A 23662-nucleotide genomic window follows, 5' to 3' on the forward strand; every position below is an offset into this window, starting at 1 on the left:
TTTGCGCAGAGGCTGTTTTTCATTTTCATTTTGTCTTTTTATGCAACTAGATCTATAAAAGAGACGTCTTATAGTTAACACGATTCACCAGGGGTGGTAAATATGAACAAAAGGCTCTTTTTGATCGCAGCAGCTTCAGCTTTGCTATTGGGCATCGGTGGATATTCATATGTAAATCATCATACAGAGGAAAACCAACAAGTTGCCTCACCAGTTATTGAAACGGAACTTAATGCAACCGAACCAAAGTTGGTCAAAGAAGATAAAATCTCTGCTGATCATGCTATATTTGCAAATTATGAAGAGGCTCTTTCCGCTTCACAGGTAGTGGCAGAAGTAACTGTTACCGAGAAGTCGGAAAATGTGATTATTGAAGGGAAAGGCCCATCTAGAGGATATACACTCACTGAAGTTCAAGTAAATAAAGTATTTGAAAATAAAATTGGTGCAGAAATAGGGCAGACGATTAACGTACTCGAACCTACCTATTTTGCTGAGAGTGAAGAAGGACTCATCAGATTTAATTATGAAGACTACAAGAAAATGGAGTCTCGTTTGAAATATGCTGTTTTCTTAGTATGGAATGAGGAGAGACAGGGTTACTGGATTAATGCTCTAGAACAAGGGAAATTCAGTGTAGACAATCTGGATAAAGCAGAGATGTCACTATTATCTGAGAATAGTCAGTACGCAGAATTAAAAAAGGATGTCATCGATTCTCTATATGGAGAGGTTCCTAAGCAAGAAAATGCTGTACCAAGTTTTACACCGCTGGACGAAAGTAAATATGAAGGCATTCAAAAAGAAATGGTCAAACTCATTAATCTTCATGCACAATATGTGAATGAACAAGACGAAGAAAGATTCAAAGAGTTATTTAATTACCAAGACTACGGCTTACCTTCTTTTGAAGTTCTAGGCTTGGAGATAGAGGATTTCCATGAAATGGAGGGTAATCAAGGTCTCGTATCGATGATATTAACCATCAAACCACATGAAGATAATTCGTTAAATGAAGACCTTAAATTTTGGTATTATATTGCTTTGAATGAAGAAGAGGGAAAGTGGAAGATCATGTCTATTGATTAAAAGTTTTATCATAACGAAGACGATACGAGATCCCAACCAAGAGGCGGAGAAAAATTCCGCTTCTTTTTTGATGCCGATATGTGGTATCGTTATGTGTTATGACGTAAACGAACGGCTTGTGGAGACTCAATGATGAGATGCCCTATGTTACGTGATGCACAATAAAGATATTCACCTTAAAGGAGACCCTATGACATTTCAAGATTTAAATATATCCCCAATCATTCTCAAGGCGCTGGCCAAGGAGAATTACAAGACGCCGACGCCTATTCAGGCTCAGGCCATTCCGGCTGTGTTAGCCGGCAGAGATTTGCTGGGCTGTGCCCAAACCGGAACAGGGAAGACAGCCGCTTTTTCGGTACCGATGATCCAATTGTTAAACGAACAGCCTCCTAAACCGGGCATGGGGCGCCGCATTCGCGCGCTGGTATTGTCGCCGACCCGCGAACTTGCCCTGCAAATCTCGGATAATGTCAAAGCTTACAGCCAGTTCACGAAGCTGCGTTCGACCGCAATTGTTGGCGGCGTTTCGCAGAAAACGCAGGAGCGGGCGCTTCAGCAAGGAGCAGACATCCTGATTGCCACCCCAGGCAGGCTTATCGATCTCATGAATCAGAAGCAAGTCGATCTGCAGCATGTAGAGATCCTGGTGTTGGATGAAGCTGACCGTATGCTGGATATGGGCTTTATTCATGATGTGAAGCGGATCATCGCCAAAATGCCGAGCAAGAAACAAACGCTCTTCTTCTCAGCCACGATGCCTGCAGAAATCAACCAGCTGGTCAAAACACTACTGCACAATCCCGTAAAAGTGGAGATTACCCCGGTTTCCTCTACGGCCGAGCGGATCAAGCAATCCGTGTACCTGCTGGAAACGGGGAGTAAGCAGAAGCAATTGAATGAGCTGCTCAAGGATCCATCGATTGCATCTGCCTTGGTTTTTACCCGTACGAAGCGCGGAGCTGACCGGGTCGCACGCGGTCTGAACAAGGTGAATATTACAGCTCAGGCCATTCATGGTGATAAATCGCAAACCAGCCGTCAGAACGCACTTAAAAACTTCAAAAGTGGCGAGACACGAGTATTGGTAGCGACGGATATCGCCGCAAGAGGCATTGACATTGACGAGCTGTCACATGTCATTAACTTCAACCTCCCGAATATTCCCGAAACGTATGTTCACCGGATTGGCCGGACAGGGCGAGCGGGGCTGAGCGGAACAGCGATTTCGTTCTGCGAAGTGGACGAGGTGCCTTTTCTGCGGGATATTGAGAAGTTAATCGGAAAGTCCATTCCAGAAGTCAAGGATCATGCCTATCCGATGTCTAGCTCATTAAGAGCCTCCAAGGTAGACCGGTCGCCAAAGCCGGCTTCGGCAAGACCTGCCAGAGCGAAGACTGCTGCAGCCAAGACCGCTTCGTCCAAGTCTGCTTCGAGCAAGACTACTTCAACCAAGTCTACTTCAACCAAGTCTACTCCGTCCAAGGCTGCTCATACCAGATCCGGTTCCACCAGATCTAACCGAGCGCCGAAAATAGTGAAAAAGTAAATATAGCAAACGGACAACCCTTTTTCCTGAGTGAAAGAGGGTTGTCGTGTGTTTTATGTAATCGGATCATTAAGCAGCTCATTAATACTTTGTTAAAATTTTCACAAACTTATCATATGAATGCCGATTCTTTCCTTCACTATGAGTTAAGATAGATATGAGAGATCAGTAATCGTCTTACATCAAAACTAGCCGGATATGGAGGATGGACTTCATGAGAAATGTATTCGTTTTGGGTGGAACCGGATTCTTAGGTTATTTTACGATTAAGGAAATGCTGAAAAGAGGATATAAAGTATCCACGGTATCGCTGCCTCCGCTGCCAACAGAAGATCTGCTGCCGCGTGAGGTTGAATGCAGATTAGGCAATATTAATGATATGAGTGATGAAGAGATTCTGGATATGCTGAAAGGCATGGACAGTTTTGTATATGCGGCGGGTGCGGATGAGCGTATGGTACCTGAGGCGCCAGCCATGAAATTCTTCTATGAGGCGAATGTTCTTCCCACACAGCGTCTGGCTCGATTGGCCAAGCAGGCCGGAGTGAAGAAGTTCGTGCTGTACGGCTCGTATTTCGCCCACTTTGCCGAGAAGTGGACAGATCTGCCGCTTATAGACAATGCGTATCCACGTACCCGCCTGCTGCAAGAAGAAGTAGCTTGCATGGAGGGTGAAGACAGCATGGATGTAATGACTCTGCGTTTGCCGTTCATCTTCGGGATCATGCCCGGACGCATGCCGCTCTGGACCATGTTCGTTGATCGTGTCAAAGGAAAAGATACGGTACCGGTTCTGGCGGGCGGAACGGCAGCCGTGACGGCACAACAAGTGGCGGAAGCTACAATCGGCGCGATTGAGCATGGCCAACACCGCGGCAAATATGCGATCAGTGGCATCAACATGAAGCACAGCGAATTCCACCAGATGGTGCTTGACGCACTGGGACAGAAAGACAGCAAGGTCGTTGTGCTGCCGCTGGAACAGATGCAACCTGCGATGGAACAGCTGGATGCGGCCACAGCCGCAGCCGGTAAGGAGCACGGCATCCATATGAGTGTAACTGCATTGATTCAAGACCGAGATGCCTATCTGGATCCGGCGGATACAATGCCGATTCTGCAATACCAAGAGGATGATGTGTACGCAGCGATTGTGGAGACACTCCGCAAATGCGTCGAAGAGTAGACCGAGTCAGTCTCTGCACCTATGCAGCCGCAGAGGCGGCTTCTCTTCGACGAAGCGAACACAGTAACTGTGTGCGAGTGATTGCTTCTTAACCATAAAGCGTCCTTTCCTGTTAAGTGGAAAGGGGCTTTTTTTCATAGACATACTAATCTTGCTTTCTCCCCGCCAGAAACAGGAACAGCGGAATTCTGCGTCTGCGCTCATAGGTTTCGTCGCTTGCAAAATGCTCCCGCACAGGCTTCGATTCCCTGAGCCGTTCCACGATAAACCCGGCTTCTTGCATCGCGTTAAAATAATCCTCGATGGTCCGGTGATATTTATGAACGGTGCCGCCCAGCCATTGCTGCTCCCGGTAGCCTTCGATGAAATAATTGTCTACGACCCAATTCGTTCTTGTGCCAGAGGGCTGAAGCGTAGAGGTGATGACGGGATGCTCCACTGAGAACACAAACCTTCCGTTTGGCTTCAAGGTCTGATGAATGCTGTGAAAGACGGTCTCGATATCCTCCAGATAATGAAGGGCGAGCCGGGAGATTACCACATCGTAGGCGTCACTTGGGTATGTATAGTCCTCCATCCTCATGTGCAGAACGGACCCATGATTGTAATCCATAAGCTGGTTTGTGGCGGCCTTCACCATATTGCGGGAGCCTTCGATCCCAACGTATGCGGCGCAGCCTTTTTCCAGTAATTCCACGCCAAACCCGGCATCCCCGGACCCCAGGTCGAGTACATGCCGATCCAAGACTTCCCCTAGCAGCTGCCATATGACGGGCTTCTCCAGCGTATCATTGGCATTCTCCTGCCACTGCCGCCGCTGCATATACTTCTCGAAGTTCGAGTTATCGTCATAAAAATCAGATCCGTGAAAGTTCATAGGTACCTCCTTTGAATAACAACCTAAAATGCACCATGTTGTACTTTACCATATTGGTGATAAGGTATGAACGAATAAGTCAGAAAAATATCACCTCATCATGCATCATGTCATCGCCCTCCGACAATTCGAATGTTGACAGATAAAGTTGCACCAACTCTGGGTCCCTTTCATATGGTACATGGGCTGACTTTTTAATGAGGAGGATGTTATTTTGATGTATAGCAATTATTATCAGGTGCCAAGGGCGGTGACCCAGCAGAGAATTACCATGCAGCAAGCTCAAGAAATTGCACTCGCCCGGGTACCGGGTCAAATTGTACATGTGGATATGGATTTGGAGCATGGTGTTATGGTCTACGAAATATTTATTCAGACCGCTGACAACAGATTATTTGAAGTAGAGATCCTCGCGAGATCCGGAAGAATCTTAAGTGTTGAGGAAGAAGACGACGTGGATTGAGGCGTCTTCCGGCTAAATGGAATAAACCGAGTGAGACGAGAATCACCGTTTCGCTCGGTTTTTTCATGAACTTATTTTGCAGTCTACTGTAAGGTGAGAGACAACGGTATACTCATATTAAGTAAAAATAGGCTTCCAAGAGGGGGGAGTATATGTTTATCGTCAATGTGGAAGGTGCCGTGCATAAGGATGGGCAGTGGCTGATGATAACGCGCAGCTTAAAGGAGGAGAACGCCGGTGGAACGCTTTCGTTTGTGGGAGGCAAAGTCGACAAGGAAGGCGACACGCTGGAAATTCTGGAGCGCACGGTGAAGCGGGAAATATACGAAGAAGTTGGAGTCACGGTAAAGGAAAATGTTACGTATGTCTACAGCTCTTCTTTTGTTACGGACGATGGCCGTCCCGTCATTAATATGGTGTTTTTGTGCGAATATGATCAAGGTACGCCGTATTGTAAAAGTTCCGATGAGGTGGATTCGGTGCAGTGGCTGACACTGGCCGAGATCATGAACCATCCGCTAACGCCGCCGTGGACGAGGGAGAGCGCACAGCGTGCGGAGGAGACGCAAAGCAAGCTCAAGTAAGTATGTTCCTGGTAGAAAAATCTTAAGAAAAGGTGATGTGTATATGAACAGCCTGTTGCAGGTGAGAGTAACCGGGATTCTGATCGAAGACGAACGGATTTTGCTTGTCAAACAGAGTGTTTCCGCAGAACGTGGCTGGTCCCTTCCAGGAGGAAGAGTGGAGCAGGGAGAAACGTTGGAAGAGGCAATGATTAGAGAAATTCAGGAGGAGACCGGACTTATCATAGAAGTGACAAAGCTTCTGTATCTATGCGACAAACCGGATTCTTCGCAGTCCCTTTTACATATTACGTTCCTGTTGGAACGTTTAGCCGGAGAGCTACGCCTTCCATCGAATGAATATGACCTCAACCCGATCGGTGATGTAGCTATGATCCCAATTCGGGATCTGACGGCTTACGGCTTCTCGGAGAAATTCATGACCATCGTGCTGAATGGATTTCCGGAGGCAGGCAGCTACCAAGGGCTTAAGAGCCAGATTGGATTATAGGGGGTTCCAGAGATTCAGCGGATGTGGAGCCCATGAGGAGCCTGCGAAACAGGAAGATGTTTAGGTAAAAAAGAATTCATAGTCATTCATTCCCTATATTCGGCGGCAGACCTCCTCTATAATGGAGCTGCACAGGTCATCCAGCTTGATTGTTAATCTAAAGATTTGGGGTTCGTATAACAGAGAATAATCGCGGATAACAAAAGCTGCTGTGCGGGGTTCGCTACAACATAAGAGAGAATATGAATGAAGGAGATATGAATCATGGCTAAAACCAAACGGGGACGCATCCTGTGGAGCATGCCATCTCGTGGCCGGGGGACATGCCCGGTATGCAGCACCACTCGCATTAAGCTCCTCTATATTGCCAACAAGTCGGACGGCACGGCACTGAAGGTATGCAAGCGATGCCAGAATGCTGATCAGTCCCGGGTTGACGCAGCGATAGTGTAAACGGCAGTTGCGCCGGCAATTGACTTGGGTGCAGCGGCACAGGTGCCGTATGTAAATCTAGAGTCGTTGAATTCAAGAAGCCTGTTCCTTCATAAAGAAGGGACAGGCTTCTTGGCGTTGATAAAGATAAGTGTGTTCATATTAGGGTTTATAAATAATCCCTGATAGCTTATTATCTAATTTAACAAACATCAAATTAGATAATCGTTAAATTAGAAAGGAGCTGAACATACACTTATGCAATTGGATAAGGTGGTCAGTTATCATAAAGCGCTCGCGGATCCGACACGGATCAAACTGCTAATCCTGCTCGCCGAAGGGGAGCTGAGCGGGCAGGAGCTGGCTGAGAAGGTCGGTGTCACCCCGGCAACGATTACACATCATGCCGCCAAGCTGCGGGAGGCGAGCCTCATTCAAGAACGCAGGGACAAGAACACGATTTATTTTTCGTTGAATGACTATTTCATCAAGCATAGCGCTGCGGCGACAGAGAAGCTGATCTATCACAGAGTAAGGCAAGGGGAGGATTCAGAGCATATGCAGGACAACAATCTTAAGTTGAAAACATCGGTTCTTAACAATTTCTTCACGAAGGACGGTAAATTAAAGAGCATTCCTGCTCAATTGAAGAAGAAACTCATTGTACTCACACATATGGTGTCTCAGCTGGAGGTGGGGCGAAAGTACAGCGAGAAGGAAATCAACGAATTCATCAAAGGGTATCACGAGGACTTTGCGACCATCCGCCGAGAGTTTATCATGCATCATTTCATGTTCAGGGATAATGGAGTGTATGAGCTTAATCCGCAAGAAATGTGGGTGCGGTGGGAGTGGATCATGGCTCCTGCGGATTGCAGTTCAAGTTCAAGGATAGGGACGGCAACAAGTTTAATGTTTGGCAGGATGCACCTACCTGCTAACCAATGAAAGCTGAAATAGATAAGCAAGGCAAGCGCTGGCTTGAGAAGGAGGCAGAGGGCTTGCCTTTTTTGTTTCCGTATTCCCGATCCGGTTGAAGGTGGCGGTGTTCATTATTTGAATTGTTGCACGACCAGCCCTCGTATCCTAAAAGGTAGTCTATTTTCCCGGCAGCGTTTACAATAGGGGGTAAGGATTAATATTCCAAGAGAGGTGATTGGATGGAAAGTTACCGCTGTATGAATCATCCGGAAAAAATGGCCGTTGCCCAGTGTACGCGGTGCGGGAAGCCCGTATGTGACGAATGTTATAACCCGGAGACCGGGCGCTGCCGCATTCGCTGCGGGGAAATGACGGCTCCTGGTTCGGCGGGAGCGCCGCCGCATAAGAACGTGGTCATGAACGTGATTGTGTCCATTCTTGCCATATTGGGAGGACTTCTTGTGCTGCTGCTCGCGATTTGCGGAACTATACTTTTCTCTAATTAATGATCTCAGGCTTAAAAAAATTAGGACCCTATTTAATTTCTGTATTCAAGGAGTGGACCGATGGAGTTTCCTGTTTATTTGCATCTGGGTTCCTGGCGGATTCATCCGCATGTGCTGTTTGAATCGCTGGCCTACTTTATCGGCTTCCGCGTGTATCTATGGACCCGCAGGCCGAGCGGCATGACAAAGCTGATGAGCTTGCAGATTCTAGCTGGAATCATCGCCGGTGCGGCTATTGGCTCCAAGCTGTTGTATTGGCTCGAAGATCCGGCTGCCACTTGGGAGCAGCTTCGCCAATTTCATCTGCTGTGGGGAGGCAAGACGATTGTCGGAGGCCTTCTGGGCGGATTGATCGGCGTCGAGCTGACGAAGCGCTGGGTGGGCTGGAAGCATTCCACCGGCGATGATTTTGTTTATCCGCTGATGCTGGGTTTGGGACTCGGACGGATCGGCTGTTTTCTGACCGGTCTTGATGACCATACTTACGGCACACCGACGACCTGGTTCACGGGCGTGGATTTCGGGGACGGTATTTATCGCCATCCGACCCAGCTGTACGAGATTCTGTTCCTGATCGTGCTGGCTGTGCTGCTGATTCCGCTGTATCGCCAGAGCCGCGGCAGATCCATTCGCACAGAGTATGTGTCCGGGCGGATGTTTCAATGGTTTATGGCCGGGTATCTGCTGTTCCGTCTGGCAATCGACTGGATCAAGCCGACGCCGCATCCTTATCTGGGCATGAATAATATCCAGCTGGCGTGCATCATTGGACTGATCTATTATGCATGGCTGATCGGCGGCAGAGACAGGCTTCGCCGCTTCAAGCCGGGTTCCCAACTTCCAAGCTAACCAAAGGAGCGTTAAATATGCCAAAAAACCGACCTTATCTATATCATGAATTGACGAATAGCATATGCACGACCTGTTATCGTAAAGTGGAAGCCAAGATCATCGAGGAGAACGGCAAGATTTATATGCTCAAACGGTGCCTTATTCATGGACCGGAAAAAGTGTTAATCGCTACGGAGGCGGACTACTACCACCAGACGCGGAAGTTCATCAAGCCTTCTGAAATGCCGCTCGTCTGGAATACGCCGATTCGTTACGGCTGTCCTTACGACTGCGGGCTCTGCCCGGACCATGAGCAGCACAGCTGTCTCACGCTCCTAGAGATTACGGATCACTGTAATCTGCAGTGCCCGATCTGCTTCGCAGAATCGTCGCCGCATCGCACCTCGTACCGGTCACTGGCGCAGATCGAATTCATGCTGGACCGGATCGTGGAGAACGAGGGCGAGCCGGACATCGTGCAGATCAGTGGAGGCGAGCCGACGACGCATCCGGATTTCTTCGATATTCTGGACATGTGCAAGAGCCGTCCCATCAAGCATATCATGGTGAACACGAACGGCATCCGGATTGCCCAGGACCGGGAATTTGCTCGCAGACTAGCGGAATATATGCCGGGGTTTGAGATATACCTGCAATTCGACAGCTTTGAAGCGCATGTGTTGAAGGAGCTGAGAGGCGCCGATCTGCGGCGCATCCGTCAGCAGGCCATCGAGCATTTGAATGAATTCAACATATCCACGACGCTGGTCGTCACGCTCAAGAAAGGGCTTAATGACAGCGAAATCGGCGACATTATTCAGTACGGGCTGCAGCAAAAAGCGGTACGCGGCGTCACGATCCAGCCAATCCAGGCGGCGGGCCGGCTGGAGGGGTATGATCCGGCGACGGACCGCCTCACCGTCAGCGAAGTACGGCGGATGATTATCGACCAGTCCGAGGTATTTACGGATGCGGATATTCTTCCGGTGCCTTGTCACCCGGACTGCCTGGCTATGGGCTATGCCCTCAAGCTGGGCGGGGAAGTGCTGCCGCTCACGCGGATGATCGATCCGGAAATATTACTCGAAGGAGACAGCAACACGATTGTGTTCGAGCAGGACCCGGTGATCCGGGGCAAGATGTTCGAGCTGTTATCCACAGGTCACTCGCCGCAATCCTCTGCACTTTCCCTGAAGAGCTTGCTCTGCTGTCTGCCCCTGGCCGCCGTGCCGGAGCAGATTGCGTATGACAACGTCTTCCGGGTCATCATCATGCAGTTTCTGGATGCCCATAATTTCGATGTCCGCTCTGTCAAGAAATCCTGCGTTCATATCGTGCATCCCGATGGGCGGATGATTCCGTTTGACACCTATAATATGTTCTATCGGGACGATAAAGAGGAGCTGTTGAAGGAGCTGAAGGAAGAGGTTTCCACGGCATGGGACAGATAAGCCATTCTAAGGCATTGAGATCGAAGGCTGTGAAGCTGAAACGGGCTCCGCTGCAAAGTATCTGTGAGTAAGATAAAAAGATTTTTTATTCCATTCCGAATTTACATATGGAGGCGAGAAATATGCAGAACAGCACCCCTGAACCTGGAGCGGTATCCCCTTATCAGTTGGATCACAATATGAAGTTAGATCTTAAGGGGGGACATGAACTGACATGGTATTCCCCATTGGAAAAGCCCTTCCGAGTATCCGGTTTTGCCTGGTTCGACACCGAGCGGAAATTCCGCAGGCTTCCTGCCGTACCTGATGTACCCATCCGGCCGGAGGTGGATGCGTTAGCGAACTGCACATCGGGCGGTCAAATCTGCTTCCGCACGAATTCACGGAAAGTATCTGTTCGCGTGCGCCTGACGGCAGGATCCGGCATGTACCATATGCCTCCAACCGGGGAGTGCGGAGTGGATGCGTATATCGGCGGCCCCGGCGAATGGCTGTATGCGGGAACCGCTCGCCTTCAGGCCGGCCAGGTTGAGTATGAGAGCAGCCTTTTCAATGTCGAGGACCGCAAAGTCCGCTCGTTCCTGCTCAACATGCCCTTATACCAGGGCGTCGAGGAGATATGGATCGGACTGGATCCGGGAGCCGAGGTCAGTGCACCGGAGCCCTATGATTCCAGCGCGAGAGTGGTAGTATATGGAACCTCTATTACGCAAGGAGGATGCGCGTCGCGTCCTGGCATGTCATATACGAATATTTTGAGCCGCAGGCTTCATCTGGAGTTTATCAATCTAGGGTTCTCGGGCAACGGAAAGGGGGAACCGGAGCTTGCCGTACTTGCGGCACGGATTTCGGATCCTGCCTGTCTAGTGATTGATTACGAGGGAAACAGCGGGGGCACCGAATCTTACCGGCAGACCCTGCCCCAATTTATCGAAACCTACCGTCAGGTTCATCCGGACGTTCCGATCCTCTTGATATCTCGCGTTTCCCATGGGGCTGAATCATTTAAGCCGGAGATTCTGGAAGGGCGGCTCGAGCGGAAGAAGTTTCAGATGGAACTCATCCGGCAGCTGACCGAGGCGGGAGATCATCGCCTAACGTTTTTGGATGGATCGGATTTGTTAGGTCCGGATCCGGGGGAAACTACCGTTGACGGGGTTCATCCGACGGACCTCGGCTTCAAGCTGATGGCGGACGGCCTTGAGCCTGTGCTGAGGCAAGTGATTGGTGACATGACTGCATCAGCAAGGTGATAGAGCCGTTAACAGGTTGAATGTTAGCGTACACATGAAGTACGTCAGCGCAATGAATTGTTCATAAGATGAATCCTGAAAGAGTCCGTTCCCGGTGGGAGCGGGCTTTTTCTTGTGACGACGCCCCTGGTTGGGTCGATTTCTTCGTGAAGGTATCCGGGTACGTGGAAGATTCCGGCTTCATGCCGATCATCAGATTGGCGTCGGTACCGGCGATTATGTTCGGGAGTAAATCGTGGCTGACGATCTGCAGGCTGCATTCGATAAGCTGAATGCGAAGTGGAAGGATGCCAAAACCAGCACTGGGCTACTAATCCCGAGGATCTACGGGTTAGTCATGTCAAGATGCAGCTAACATCCATTCAAAATATCGACATTGTTATAGATATATCGGTGTTGTAAGGTAAGATGTGCTATAAAGAAAAGTAGCAAGTCGCGTGTGACGCTCTTCGCTGTCATGCACCGGCTGTGTATTGACAGATATGCCATGGTCCAATTGGAATACCGCTAGCGTAGTCAGCAGCAATTCGAGGAGTGGGACCTATGCAGTTCAATTATCGGGGGGACCAGCATCGGCTGAACAAATCGTAAATTTGGAGCCGAATACAACCTACACGCTTACAGGCTATGGGAAGACGGCTGACAGCAGTCAGCCCGTCCGGATCGGGGTGAAGAATTATGGCGGTGCAGAGCAATACTCCGTTATTAACACCACCAGCTATTCTCAAGGCAGTATTACGTTTACAACGGGTTCAAGCAATACAACAGCAACCATCTACGTTTATAAACCTTCGGGCGGTGCAAAAGCCTACGGTGATGATTTGACGGTTACTAGAAACTAAGTTTATTTAATGCAAACAATAGCAGGCCAACCAGGTAAAGCCTATAGTGCCTGCTTTTTTTCTTGTCTATCTGAGCAAATGCAGATTTTAGGGGATTAACCTGGAAAGATACTCGAGAGTATTTTATAGTAACAGTAAGACTTGGAGGTGACTCACATGGGAGAAGGGACTGTCATTCTAAGAACTAAATTGCAGCCGCCAGCATTACGGGATGCATGGATCAGCCGTTCTGTATGGGATGAGAGGGAGAATCAGGGCAGTGGTTATCGGATCATCACGGTTGTAGCCCCTGCTGGCAGCGGAAAGACCATTGCACTGGTCCAGCATATGCTCCACGAAGGGACGCAGGGACCGGCATCTTGGTTAACTTTAGATGAGCAGGATAACGATTTGCGGAGATTTTGGCGCTATATGATCCATTCACTCTTGCCCTACTTACCTCCCGGGATCGAAAATCGGCTGCTGCCCTTTCTGGTTCCTTATTCAGATCAAATGATTTATTCTTTTTTGGATTCATTCATTATGGAGATGCATGGCATCTCTATGTCTATAAACGTCGTATTGGACGACTATCATTCGATTACCCATCAGGAGATTCATGAAAGTCTGAATTATTGGATCGAACATTTGCCGGATTCTATCAGGTTGTTCATCGCTTCGCGCGCGGAGCTTCCCCTCAAGGGGATGGGGAGATGGCTGTTAAGCGGAAGATTGCTGCGGATAGGGGCGCAGGAGCTGGCATTCAACGAAGAAGATGCGAATTCTCTGTGTCAGCATACACTGGGGCGCTCGCTATCCCCCGAGAAGCTGAATACATTGGTGCAACGTACAGAAGGGTGGGCAGCCGGACTGCAATTAGCACTCATTGCGCTGCGGCAGAACGAAGCTGCTGGCATGCCGGATTACGATGCTTTTAGCCAAAGTAACAGGCATATGAGTGATTATTTAAGTCATGAAGTCATGCGCGGGCTGGACAAGCCTTTACGACAGTTTTTGCTGGAAACCTCGGTTATGAGGCGATTTCACGCGGACATTTGCGCTGCCGTCACAGAGATGCCTGAATGTGATGACATGCTGGAGGTGCTAAAAGCCAAAGGGCTATTCCTGATTCCCTTGGATCACCAGGAGCTGTGGCATCGTTACCATCATGTGTTTGGCGATTTCCTGAGCAGCTTATTAAAACAGCAGGACCCTGAACGATGGATTGAGCTTAACCGGAGAGCAAGCCAGGTATACGCGCGCGAAGGTTGGCATGAGGAAGCGATCGATTATGCCTTGTTGGCGGAGGATTACGAGATGGCAGCCGCACTGGTGGATCAGCATATGATGGAGCTGATCAAGAAGGGAGAATTCGACCTTCTTCAGCTGTGGCTTAACAGGTTTCCCGAGGGAATCCGTTTGCCGGACAGATTGCTGTTGGTGAAGATCTTTGTATATTCTCTCCGAGGTAAGCATGACCTAGCACGGAATTTGCTTGAACAATTGGAAGCAGGCCTGTATGGACGGCCGATAGTCGAGCGGCAGCTAGAATGGTTGAGCGGGCTTTTTTTTGTAAAAGCCAATCTTGCTTTCAATTCCAGACAATTTGATGAATGGTTTCAGTTTGCACAAACCATTGAACATCGCCTGCCGGAGGATCCCATATTCTTTAATTTCAATTACAATAACCGGGAGCCCTTTGTGCGTAATACACCGTTCGGGCTTCAAGGCGTCCTTACGGATACCACGGCACAGGTTGGCACACGAATCGTCTCGATTCTGGAAAGCCATGGCTGGGAGGATTCCTTGATGTGTCAATATGTAATGCAAGCCATGGCAGAAGGCTTTTATGAGAAGAATGAGGTGAATGCATGTGTATTCTGGTTGGATCGGCTTTTGGAAGGAAGGCGCTACAGGGACGTGCCAGGCTTATTCATTCCGATCCGGCTGACAATGGCACGGCTCAAACGGAAGGAAAGAAACCGCCATTCGGCAAGGGCTATCGTGCAGGATGCATTGAATGCCATGCAGGCAAGAGAAGATATATTATGGTGCAGTGCCTTGCGGGCTTTTTTGGTGGAGCTCGATCTTAGAGACGGAGAGCTGTCCAAGGCAGAGGTAGGTTTTCAGGAGTTAAACCTATCATCGATGCAGCGGATAAGCCTTGAGTATTCCTTGGAAATCATGACATGGGCGCGCCTGCTCATTCATCAGCAGAGAAACGAGCAAGCGCAAGCTATGCTTGCGGCTCTTAGGATTCAAGCCGAAGAAGCTGGAAGCATTAATATTACCGCTTCTGTCATCGTCCTGCAGGCTCAGGCGGAATACACACGCGGAAACGTTAAGGCAGCAGCGCTGTTTCTTCAAGAGGCGCTCTCGCTTGTCATGCCGTATCGGTATAAGCGCACATTTATGGATGAGGGGAATTGGCTGTATCAACTGCTGCAGGAGCTGAATACTATCGGTGATTCTGTGAAGACAGCCCCATTGAAGGAATATATGACTGAACTGATGGACGAGATAAGACAGGAGAAGCTGGTAGGCCTAGATCTTCTGGACCCTTTCGGTACATATGGGTTAACTCCTCAAGAAACGCAAGTGCTGATACTGCTTCACCGGGGGGATACCAACCAGTCCATCGCCGATGAGCTAGGACTCACGGTGGGGACCGTGAAGGTGTATTTGAACCGGATATACAGTAAGCTAGGTGTCAGCTCAAGAGTACAGGCGGTGCTGAAGACCTTCCCAGGATCTGAAATAGAACGTTCGAGATAGAGGAGCATCTATTGTACATCGTACGCACTTCTCCTTGTGCGGACGATGCGTGGGTGGGGGCATGCTTGGATGGCTGTCGACCATATGCATTACTTCATTATGTTTATATACCATAGCCGTGGTGCAGAGGAAACGCCGCGGTTTTTTTTCGTTTGTCCCCCTTTGTTAACTTTGGATAATAGGCAATAGTCCCGGGATTTTGTATACTTTTGTCGCATTCATATGAAATAGATAGAAAGGAGTCGTCGTAGTGCAACGTAAAATATGGCACATATGTCTCATCGTACTCTTGCTGGCGAGCCAAATGGGTACCACAGGGCATGCGGATACGGTAAAGGCAGTTTCATCCGGAGAGACTAACATCGTTTCGATATCCTCAAAAGGGTACCATACGTTAGCCTTGCTGGATAATGGAACGGTTTTGTCCTGGGGATCGAATGTGGTGGGACAGCTGGGGAATGGGAAACAAGGCATGAATTTCAGCACCAGCTTTGCGCAGCCTGTTTATGAAGATGTGAACGGTGAGCTTAAAGTTCTTACGAACATTATAGCGGTTGAGGCATCTCAGCAATACTCGCTTGCCTTATCTGCTGACGGAACCGTGTACGGCTGGGGGTTAAATGCAAGTAATGAATTGGGGCGGCCGTACGAGGGAACCTATTATTATCCCGAGGCCATTCCTATTGCAGGCCTGCCTCCGATTGAACAGATTTCTGCTGGAGTTACGCATGCTGCCGCATTGGCGAAAGACGGAACCGTGTGGGCTTGGGGGGATAATCAGTCGGGTGCGGTGGGTAACGGGAACGCTGGTCCGATGGAGTATGTCGAAAGACCGGTTCAGGTGAAGAAGAACGCTTCCGAATTCCTGATAGGAATTAAACAAATCCATGCAGGAAATAGGTTTACCATGGCCGTAACGGAGAACGGAGAGTTGCTGGGCTGGGGGGATAACGGAACTTATCAGCTGGGGGACCTCACATTAACTAGTCGTTCGTATCCCGTCCATGCGCTGGATAAGAACAAGAATCCTCTGAATGGAATCAAGAAGGTAGCTACAGGTAATGATTATAGCCTGGCTTTAAAAGAAGACGGAACCTTATTGAGCTGGGGAGTCAACGGTTATGGGCAGCTAGGCTCAGACACACTCCAGGGGACTTATTCAAGTTATCCCAAGCCTGTATTGGACAAAGCATCTGGAGATGCTTTCAGCCATGTTGTTGATATATCGGCAGGGATTGCACACGTTGCAGCGATTCGCGAAGACGGCAGCGTGTGGACCTGGGGCGGCAATACCATCTGGGGTTCAACGGACATTACAGGACAGCTTGGTCGCGGAGACGACCAGTGGGAGGAGCGGCCAGGGCAAGTCACCGGGGCGCTGCAGGGTAAGGCTAAAGTGCTGCAAGCTGAGACTGCCGGCCATCATACGGTGATCCTGCTGGATAACGGCACGCTCTGGAGTATGGGGGACAATTCAATGGGACAGCTGGGGGGCGGCTATACAATGGACAGCGCCCTAGAACCTATCCAACTGTCACTCAGCCATTATGACAAGGCTTACTGGCCTAAACAAGGCATCGGGCCGGTTATGGGGCAGCCATACCGGTTGACTCTTCAGTTGGCCGGCCATGAAGGACAGCCAGTCAGCTTTGGTACGGACATCGTGGATATGCAAGCTGTAGGGGCGACAATTATAGGGCCTGTAAGTTACGTAGGACAGGGGCGTTATGCGGCTGATATGCTGGCAGATTCTCCAGGGCCTGTTCAGGTAACGGCCCAGATCAATGGACTGGAGGTTCCAGCAGCACAAATTGTCGTACTCTCCTTAGTGCCCCACCCTGCCCATTCGGAGCTGACAGCAACGCCTTCCATGTCCATCGTTGGAAGTGCCGATCCGGTCGTATTGAGGTTGCAGTTAAGGGATGCTGATGGAAATGAGCTGATCCGAAGCGGCGGTAAGGCAGTATTCACCAGCTCGCTTGGAACGGTCAGTGAACCGGTAGAAATCTCTTATGGCGTGTATGAAGCCGAGCTTCGATCCGATACAGCAGGTATAGCTAATATTGGTGTGACTTTGGATGGCAAGCCTTTTGACGTGTCGGCCAAAGTATCGTTTAGAGCCGGGGCTCCAAACAGAGCTTATTCCACATTAACGGCGAACCCGGAAATCGTGGTGGCAGATGGTAAACAATCCACAGAGATCAAGCTTCACATCAAGGATGCTCATGGCAACGATCTGGATGAATATCTTGGCCCTATTGAGTTAACTTCTTCTTTGGGGCAGATGACGACGGTGACAGAGTCGACCTATGGCGTCTATGAAAGCACCTTGGTATCTATTCAACCGGGGATCGCCACGATCAGTGCGTCGTCACTTGAAGGTCTGCTGCTCGCGGATCCCATTACGGTTGAATTCGAGCTATTCATCAAAGACATCTCCTTCAACAAGCAGCAATACGAACTGGAGAGAGGCAGCTCGCTGCAAGCCAGTCTAATCGCAGCGGATGAACATGGCAATTCGAGGAACATTACTTCGAATAGCCAGTTAACGGTAGAGGACGAGACGATTGCGACAATCAGTCCTGAGGGGCTGATTACAGGGAAAGGGAAAGGACAGACCGTTGTAAACGCCGTTTATGGCACGCATTCCACTAGTGCCGTAATCAAGGTTACGGATACTGATATAGATCCGGGTCCTGATCCGAATCCTGAACCAAACCCAAATCCAAATCCAAATCCACAGCCGAACCCGAATCCCGATCCTGGATCAGGATCGAATCCGCAACCGAATCCGGGTACGGTCACTGAACCGGAGTCAAATTCGGGCTCTGGCTCCTATCCCAAACCGAATCCTGGAACCGATAAGAAACCGGAATCTGGGTCAGGAACAGGGGACAAACCAGCGGTGCCTCCGGTAATCGAAGATCAAGATCCGGTGCCTGGGAGAGGGGAAGACGGAGAAAGAATAGAGACTTTAGAGTTCTCTGACGTGAAAGGACATTGGGCTGAGCATGCTATCATGAAAGCAGTTAAAGCAGCTAAGATTAGCGGGTACCCCGATAGAACCTTCCGGCCGAACGGCTATATTACGCGCGCCGAGTTTGTCGTTCTGCTGAATCGTTGGTTTGGACCGTTCGCTTCTTCGGGGGCCGGCAGCTCGGTCACAAGCGAGTCTTGGCCTGATTGGTCTAAAGATGCCATCTCGGATGCCATGCAAGCAGGCATCTTGAAGGGCTATAAGGATGGCAGCATTCGTCCGAATCAATCGGTCACCAGAGGAGAGCTTGCCGTGATGCTGCAGCGTGCCATGAAGCTTGCAGGAGCCTCGCTCCCTGTGGAAGGAAACAGCAGCCTGTCTGCTTACAACGACCATGCCCTGGTGCCAGCCTGGGCAAGGGAAGCAATGACGGAGCTAGCTGCTGGTGGATTGATCCAAGGAGACAGCCACTCTAATCTGAGGCCAGGGAACCCGGCAACACGGGCCGAGACGGTTGTCCTGCTCACTCGCCTGGAAGCGTTATTAGAGCAAGGGAAATAAACAGATTTCACTGAGTATGGGTAAGCCACCGCCTCTCTATAACGTATAGGGAGGCGGTTATTTCATTATCGCTAACAGGGGGTATCTATATCGGAAGCAGGTTATTGTAGATCAGATTCTTACTATGGAAACTTTACCAAAAATGCCACAAGTCTATTATAGGTTCTAACAAATTTGTTACATCCTACTTGCGTAATATAGATAATATAGAATAATATGAAAGAGCGCGGCTTTCATAGAGGAGCCCGCGTTTTTTTGCTATCTATCCTGCTAGTAGTCCTTCTTATCGGAAGCCCCCCCTAGGGAAGGTCGTTCTATTAGTGGAAGATCGCAAGTATTGAAGGCTTATATAGTCAAAGGTGCGCATTTTTATATTTTCCATGTATAATAGAAGAAATCATTCAAATAGGAGCTAGGAAATGAAAAAGCTAGGAAGAAACGATCTATGTCACTGCGGAAGCGGAAAAAAGTACAAAAGATGTTGTCTGGAAAAAGATGAACGCACGGTATACGGTAAGGTCATCCAGTTCCCTGGTGTGAGAGCAGCAGAGCCTAAGCTACAAGTCGATCAACTTCGGCAAATGATTAACGATAAGCTGGTGTGGATGGAATGGAACGCCGATGAGCATCGTGAGCTTGCAGAGGCTGTGTTTCCGCAGATCTGCAAGGATTATGAGCTGCAGGATGAACAGCAGCTGTTTCAAGTGTTCAGCCTCCTGATGGTTTGGAACAGCTTCTCCAGAGAAGCCGATCCAAAGTACCGCAAGCAGGGCGGGTATGCTAGTGCGCTAGAATATATAGTAACTTCATCGCTTAACATTTCAGCAACGAAGTCCGATATTGCGAAGAAGCACGAGGTTTCCGTAGCTACACTGACCCGCAATAGCGGTCAGATTCAAGACTTTATGGATGGCGTAGCAGCATCCGGTGACGACGTAAACGTCGAGGACGAGGAATCCAAGGACGAAGAGAACAAGGATATGTCCCTGGGCCGTTAAGGAATTGCCCAGCGTAAATAATCTACGGCATGAATGCGAATGGTGTGCATTCGGCCCCATAGCATGACCGCTCCCATTCAAGGGGAGCGGTTGTTTTTTGTTTGATCATAAACGGGGCCGTCCCCGGGTTTACCCAATCTAAGAAAAAGCTTTGCGAGGCCCGCCAGCAGCATGCCCAAGTGTGTCGTATAACAGATGGCCGACAGGCAGCTCTGTCATACGGGGACTATCGACTCAGCGTGCAATCGAGTTTTGTGTAGAAATTGTATAGTTTAGTCCTGTATTCTAGTTCTATAGACTTATACAGCTGGAGTGATAGAATGACAGAAGAGTATTTTGACGAAATGCGCAAGCTTGGCCATAAGGATGATATGAGGTACCGGATGTTGATGAGAGGGGTAAAGAATCTGCTGGAGCAGCGGAAACGTGAAAAGTCTAAGCTGCTTAAAGCAATCCAGCATCGCCATAGAAAAAAAGACCTCCGTGCAGGTAAATGGTCTTGATATATCATTAACAGAGCAGTCGTATTCAACTGAAGCAGAAGGCCAATATCGATAGAGTAACAAGGACCGCATTCAACTATGGGGGCGGTTTTTTGTATGTTTTTATGTCTCTGTCGACTCGTAACGACGGCTAGTATATTCGATAGTGATGGACGTGTTAAAGCCGTTGCGCCTTTTCGATGTCCCTGCCGTTCTGCTGTCCCATATCTTGGTTTGCGAAAACCAGGACTGTTTTAGATGATAACCCATCTGCAAGATAGCCTACATAAAAAGCCGGCACCTACCGCTTGAATGCGGAAGAGAGCCGGCTTTATTGCATGTATGCTACACCGTTGCCAGATCAGGGGCGGGTGTTGAAGTTGTTGGTTGTTTCGGGTCCGCTGCGTCCGGCTTGACGGTCGAAGGCCGCCGCATGCCCTTTCCGTGCGGAACGCACATCGGAGTTCCGTACAGCGGGTCGGGAATAATTTCGCACGGCAGCTGGAACACAGTCTGCATCAACTCGGAATTAATGATATCTTCCGGCTTTCCTTCAGCCTTGATGCTCCCATCGCGAATGGCAACGATATGATCGGCATAACGGCAGGCCAGATTAATATCATGCAGCACCATCACGATGGTCCGCTGTTCCTGAGCATTCAAATCATACAGCAGGTCCAGGACTTCGATCTGGTGTGTCAAATCCAGATAGGTGGTCGGTTCATCAAGCAGAATGAGCGGCGTCTCCTGCGCCAGCGTCATCGCGATCCAGGCACGTTGGCGCTGGCCGCCGGAGAGCGAGTCAACCGTACGATCAGCCAGGTCAGTCAGCCTTGTCGACTTAAGAGCCGCCATGACAGCCTCCTCATCTTCACGTGACCACTGACGCAGCCAACTCTGGTAAGGATAGCGTCCTTGCTTCACGAGCTGCATCACCGTTAATCCTTCCGGCGCAGTAGGTCCTTGAGGCAAAATGGCGAGCTTTCGCGCCACGTCCTTGGTGGACATGCTTGCAATGTCGGCCCCGTTCAGCACGACCGAGCCGCGCTGCGGCTTCAGCAGTCTGGCCATGGAGCGCAGCAAAGTGGATTTACCGCAGCCGTTGCTGCCGATAAACACGGTGATTTTACCTATAGGCACGGTTAAGTCCAGATTTTCGAAGATGAAGTCTCCCCCATAGGACAGCCCCAATCCCTTTGCTTCCAGCGTATTCATGACGCTTAGCTCCTTTCGGGTTCTAGAATCGATTGCGGTTACGATACAGCAAGTAGAGGAAGAACGGCGCACCGATCGCGGCGGTGAATACGCCTGCCGGCACGTCACGCGGCAGGAATGCCGTCCGTGCTACCAAATCTGCGACAAGCAGCAGAATTGCGCCGATCAGTGCGCTGACCGGCAGTACGCTCCCGAAGCTTGGACCTACAAGCCTGCGGGCCATATGCGGTGCCATTAGTCCGATGAAGGCAATGGCGCCGCCGATTGAGATCGCAGCTCCTGCCAGGGCTACGCTAAGTCCGATCAGAATCAGTCGCTGCTTCTGGACTTGTGCGCCCGTGCTGCTGGCAACATCGTCCCCCAACGCCTGAATGTTCACATTCCGGGCTTGCAGCCAGGTAAGCGGAAGAAGAACGGCTACCCAAGGCAGCAGGGTCAATACATCCTTATCCCAGGACATCCCGTAAATGCTGCCCGCCATGAAGGTGAGCGAACGATCGGCCAGCTGCAGTGGACCGGATATGATTAGCATATAGGAGATAGATTTGATCGCGGCCGATACCCCGATACCGATCAAGACGAGCCGCAGCGGCGATACGCCATTTTTCCAGGCGAGCACATACAGCAGTCCGGTAATGAAAAAAGCGCCAAGAATGGCAAACAGCGGCATCCAATGGATGGATACGGTGCCTGTGAATATGAAGATGAAGAGAACCGCTCCAAGCGATGCTCCCTCTGTAATACCGATGACATCAGGTGAAGCAAGGGGGTTGCGGATGACGCCCTGCAAAATCGCACCAGCGACTGCAAGAGAAGCGCCGATCAGGACAGCGATGATAATACGGGGCAGTCGTAGCTGCATGACGATGACCTGCTCCATAGGCGGAGCATCGCCGAACAATGCCTTCATGACATGAAGCGGTGAAATAAACTGGCTTCCCGTTCCTGTGCTAATCACCATGACGGCGAAACAAAGCACGGCCAGGATCAGACATACCCATAGTGTTCGGTGCTCCAGCATAAACGATACTTTCGCGTTTCTGGAGCGGAATATGCGGTGTTTGCTCATTGTGCTCGTCTTCCTTTCCTGGCTATGTACACGAAGAACGGCACCCCGATGATTGCGGTCATCACGCCGACCGGTACTTCCTTCGGCATGGCAATATATCGGGAACCGAGATCGGCCGTCACCAGCAGAAGTGCACCCAGCACCGCGCTGTAAGGCAGAATCCAGCGATAATCATTTCCAATTAAATACCGAACGATATGCGGGATGATGATTCCGACGAATGCGATGGGTCCCGCAACGGCAACGGAACCTCCAGCCAGCAAAATAACGGCCGCTGCCGCTAATAGTTTAATGACGGCTGTTTTTTGCCCCAGGCTCTGGGCGATATCGTCACCCATGGAGAGCGCGTTCAGATGACGGCCCAGCAGGAGTGCAGCCAGCATGCCAACAGCCATGTACGGCCATACGGCTGCAAGTTGGTTCAAGTCGCGTCCGGCTACCGAGCCGACCAGCCATATTAGTACCTGATCGAACATTTTGCCATCGGAGAGCATCAATCCTTGCGTTAAGGAATGGAAGAAGGCAGCCATGGAGGCCCCTGCAAGGGTGATTTTTACCGGCGTCATGCCATCTCTGCCAATGCTCCCCAGGAAAAATACGATACCACCGCTCACAGCGGCTCCGATCATCGCAACCCAGGTAAGGGATTGGAATCCGCTTATGCCTAGCCACCCCGCCGATATAATGATGAAGAAGGCTGCACCCGAGTTCACGCCCAGTGTGCTGGGGGATGCAATCGGATTGCGAGTGATGACCTGCATGAGCGCTCCCGAGACAGCCAGGCTAGCTCCTGCGGCCAGCGCAATGAGTGCACGGGGCAGTCTTGCCGTGAGAATGATTAAATGCTCATTACTTCCGTTAAAGTGAGTGAACGATTCCCATACCTGATGAAGAGGTATGTTCGTTACTCCAAGTGTGATGCTGCCGATGACGGCAGCGGTTAGCGCCAGTAGAGATATCAATAGTCCGAGTACGCGCATATATGCTCACTTTCCAAGTCCATGAATAATTAATTTCATATGAATTTTAGGTGAAGGGATTCTATCTGTCAATGATCTTGATAATCATTCTCATAAATATCTTGATATTTTTCAGGATACCCTTTATAGTTTTGAATCAGTGATTGATAATG

General features: G+C 49.9%; 21 protein-coding genes. 17 read left to right on the forward strand and 4 right to left on the reverse strand.

Annotated elements, in window-relative coordinates; genetic code table 11:
• The first annotated feature begins 102 nt into the window (after window positions 1-102).
• The 3 genes from AM231_RS01115 (at window position 103) to AM231_RS01125 (ending at window position 3824) form a co-directional block, all read left to right on the forward strand.
• Window positions 103-1089, forward strand: coding sequence for a hypothetical protein (locus AM231_RS01115; RefSeq protein ID WP_054400934.1), 987 nt, complete (start codon window positions 103-105; stop codon window positions 1087-1089).
• Window positions 1090-1279: 190 nt separating this feature from the next.
• Window positions 1280-2638, forward strand: coding sequence for a DEAD/DEAH box helicase (locus AM231_RS01120; protein ID WP_054400935.1), 1359 nt, complete (start codon window positions 1280-1282; stop codon window positions 2636-2638).
• 214 nt (window positions 2639-2852) lie between these two features.
• Window positions 2853-3824 (forward strand): NAD-dependent epimerase/dehydratase family protein, encoded by a 972-nt coding sequence (locus AM231_RS01125; RefSeq protein WP_054400936.1) that lies wholly within the window; start codon window positions 2853-2855, stop codon window positions 3822-3824.
• A gap of 145 nt (window positions 3825-3969) precedes the next feature.
• Here the strand turns inward: AM231_RS01125 and AM231_RS01130 are convergent, their stop codons facing one another.
• Window positions 3970-4701: a class I SAM-dependent DNA methyltransferase gene (locus AM231_RS01130; RefSeq protein WP_054400937.1), complete on the reverse strand. Its 732-nt coding sequence runs from the start codon at window positions 4699-4701 to the stop codon at window positions 3970-3972.
• Between the two features lie 217 nt (window positions 4702-4918).
• On the opposite strand from AM231_RS01130, the gene AM231_RS01135 reads away from it, so the two are divergent.
• From AM231_RS01135 to AM231_RS01200, 14 genes are all read left to right on the forward strand, one after another.
• Complete coding sequence (locus tag AM231_RS01135; RefSeq protein ID WP_053489752.1) at window positions 4919-5164, forward strand: PepSY domain-containing protein; 246 nt, start codon at window positions 4919-4921, stop codon at window positions 5162-5164.
• A gap of 152 nt (window positions 5165-5316) precedes the next feature.
• Entirely contained in the window at window positions 5317-5748 is a 432-nt protein-coding gene (locus AM231_RS01140; RefSeq protein WP_054400938.1) for an NUDIX hydrolase, read from the forward strand.
• Between the two features lie 43 nt (window positions 5749-5791).
• Complete coding sequence (locus AM231_RS01145) at window positions 5792-6238, forward strand: NUDIX hydrolase (RefSeq protein WP_054400939.1); 447 nt, start codon at window positions 5792-5794, stop codon at window positions 6236-6238.
• Window positions 6239-6502: 264 nt separating this feature from the next.
• Entirely contained in the window at window positions 6503-6691 is a 189-nt protein-coding gene (locus AM231_RS01150) for a hypothetical protein (RefSeq protein ID WP_053489748.1), read from the forward strand.
• 237 nt (window positions 6692-6928) lie between these two features.
• Window positions 6929-7618: a DUF2087 domain-containing protein gene (locus AM231_RS01155; protein WP_082341523.1), complete on the forward strand. Its 690-nt coding sequence runs from the start codon at window positions 6929-6931 to the stop codon at window positions 7616-7618.
• Between the two features lie 230 nt (window positions 7619-7848).
• The gene (locus AM231_RS01160; RefSeq protein WP_242615039.1) at window positions 7849-8097 is read left to right on the forward strand and encodes a hypothetical protein; all 249 of its coding nucleotides are present in this window, start codon (window positions 7849-7851) and stop codon (window positions 8095-8097) included.
• Window positions 8098-8157: 60 nt separating this feature from the next.
• The gene (locus AM231_RS01165; RefSeq protein ID WP_054400941.1) at window positions 8158-8946 is read left to right on the forward strand and encodes a prolipoprotein diacylglyceryl transferase; all 789 of its coding nucleotides are present in this window, start codon (window positions 8158-8160) and stop codon (window positions 8944-8946) included.
• 17 nt (window positions 8947-8963) lie between these two features.
• Window positions 8964-10379, forward strand: coding sequence for a radical SAM protein (locus tag AM231_RS01170; RefSeq protein ID WP_054400942.1), 1416 nt, complete (start codon window positions 8964-8966; stop codon window positions 10377-10379).
• Window positions 10380-10501: 122 nt separating this feature from the next.
• The gene (locus AM231_RS01175; RefSeq protein ID WP_054400943.1) at window positions 10502-11632 is read left to right on the forward strand and encodes an SGNH/GDSL hydrolase family protein; all 1131 of its coding nucleotides are present in this window, start codon (window positions 10502-10504) and stop codon (window positions 11630-11632) included.
• 482 nt (window positions 11633-12114) lie between these two features.
• Entirely contained in the window at window positions 12115-12474 is a 360-nt protein-coding gene (locus tag AM231_RS01180) for a carbohydrate binding domain-containing protein (protein WP_082341524.1), read from the forward strand.
• A gap of 156 nt (window positions 12475-12630) precedes the next feature.
• Entirely contained in the window at window positions 12631-15228 is a 2598-nt protein-coding gene (locus tag AM231_RS01185) for a winged helix-turn-helix domain-containing protein (protein ID WP_054400945.1), read from the forward strand.
• A gap of 250 nt (window positions 15229-15478) precedes the next feature.
• Complete coding sequence (locus AM231_RS01190) at window positions 15479-18766, forward strand: RCC1 domain-containing protein (protein ID WP_242615040.1); 3288 nt, start codon at window positions 15479-15481, stop codon at window positions 18764-18766.
• A gap of 419 nt (window positions 18767-19185) precedes the next feature.
• On the forward strand, window positions 19186-19764 hold the full coding sequence (locus AM231_RS01195) for a YecA family protein (protein WP_053489739.1): 579 nt from the start codon (window positions 19186-19188) through the stop codon (window positions 19762-19764).
• Between the two features lie 320 nt (window positions 19765-20084).
• Window positions 20085-20267: a hypothetical protein gene (locus AM231_RS01200; RefSeq protein ID WP_054400946.1), complete on the forward strand. Its 183-nt coding sequence runs from the start codon at window positions 20085-20087 to the stop codon at window positions 20265-20267.
• Between the two features lie 324 nt (window positions 20268-20591).
• Here AM231_RS01200 and AM231_RS01205 read toward each other — a convergent pair whose 3' ends face one another.
• Genes AM231_RS01205 through AM231_RS01215 form a run of 3 tightly spaced genes read right to left on the reverse strand, consistent with a single transcriptional unit; the run spans window position 20592 to window position 23510 of the window.
• Window positions 20592-21461, reverse strand: a complete 870-nt coding sequence (locus AM231_RS01205) for an ABC transporter ATP-binding protein (RefSeq protein ID WP_054400947.1) — start codon at window positions 21459-21461, stop codon at window positions 20592-20594.
• Between the two features lie 22 nt (window positions 21462-21483).
• Window positions 21484-22530 (reverse strand): FecCD family ABC transporter permease, encoded by a 1047-nt coding sequence (locus AM231_RS01210; protein WP_054400948.1) that lies wholly within the window; start codon window positions 22528-22530, stop codon window positions 21484-21486.
• Window positions 22527-23510, reverse strand: coding sequence for a FecCD family ABC transporter permease (locus AM231_RS01215; protein WP_054400949.1), 984 nt, complete (start codon window positions 23508-23510; stop codon window positions 22527-22529). The genes AM231_RS01210 and AM231_RS01215 overlap by 4 nt, the downstream gene beginning before the upstream one ends.
• Window positions 23511-23662: the final 152 nt, after the last annotated feature.

Origin of the sequence: Paenibacillus solani (assembly GCF_001277345.1) — a bacterium.
GTDB lineage: Bacteria > Bacillota > Bacilli > Paenibacillales > Paenibacillaceae > Paenibacillus_AQ > Paenibacillus_AQ solani.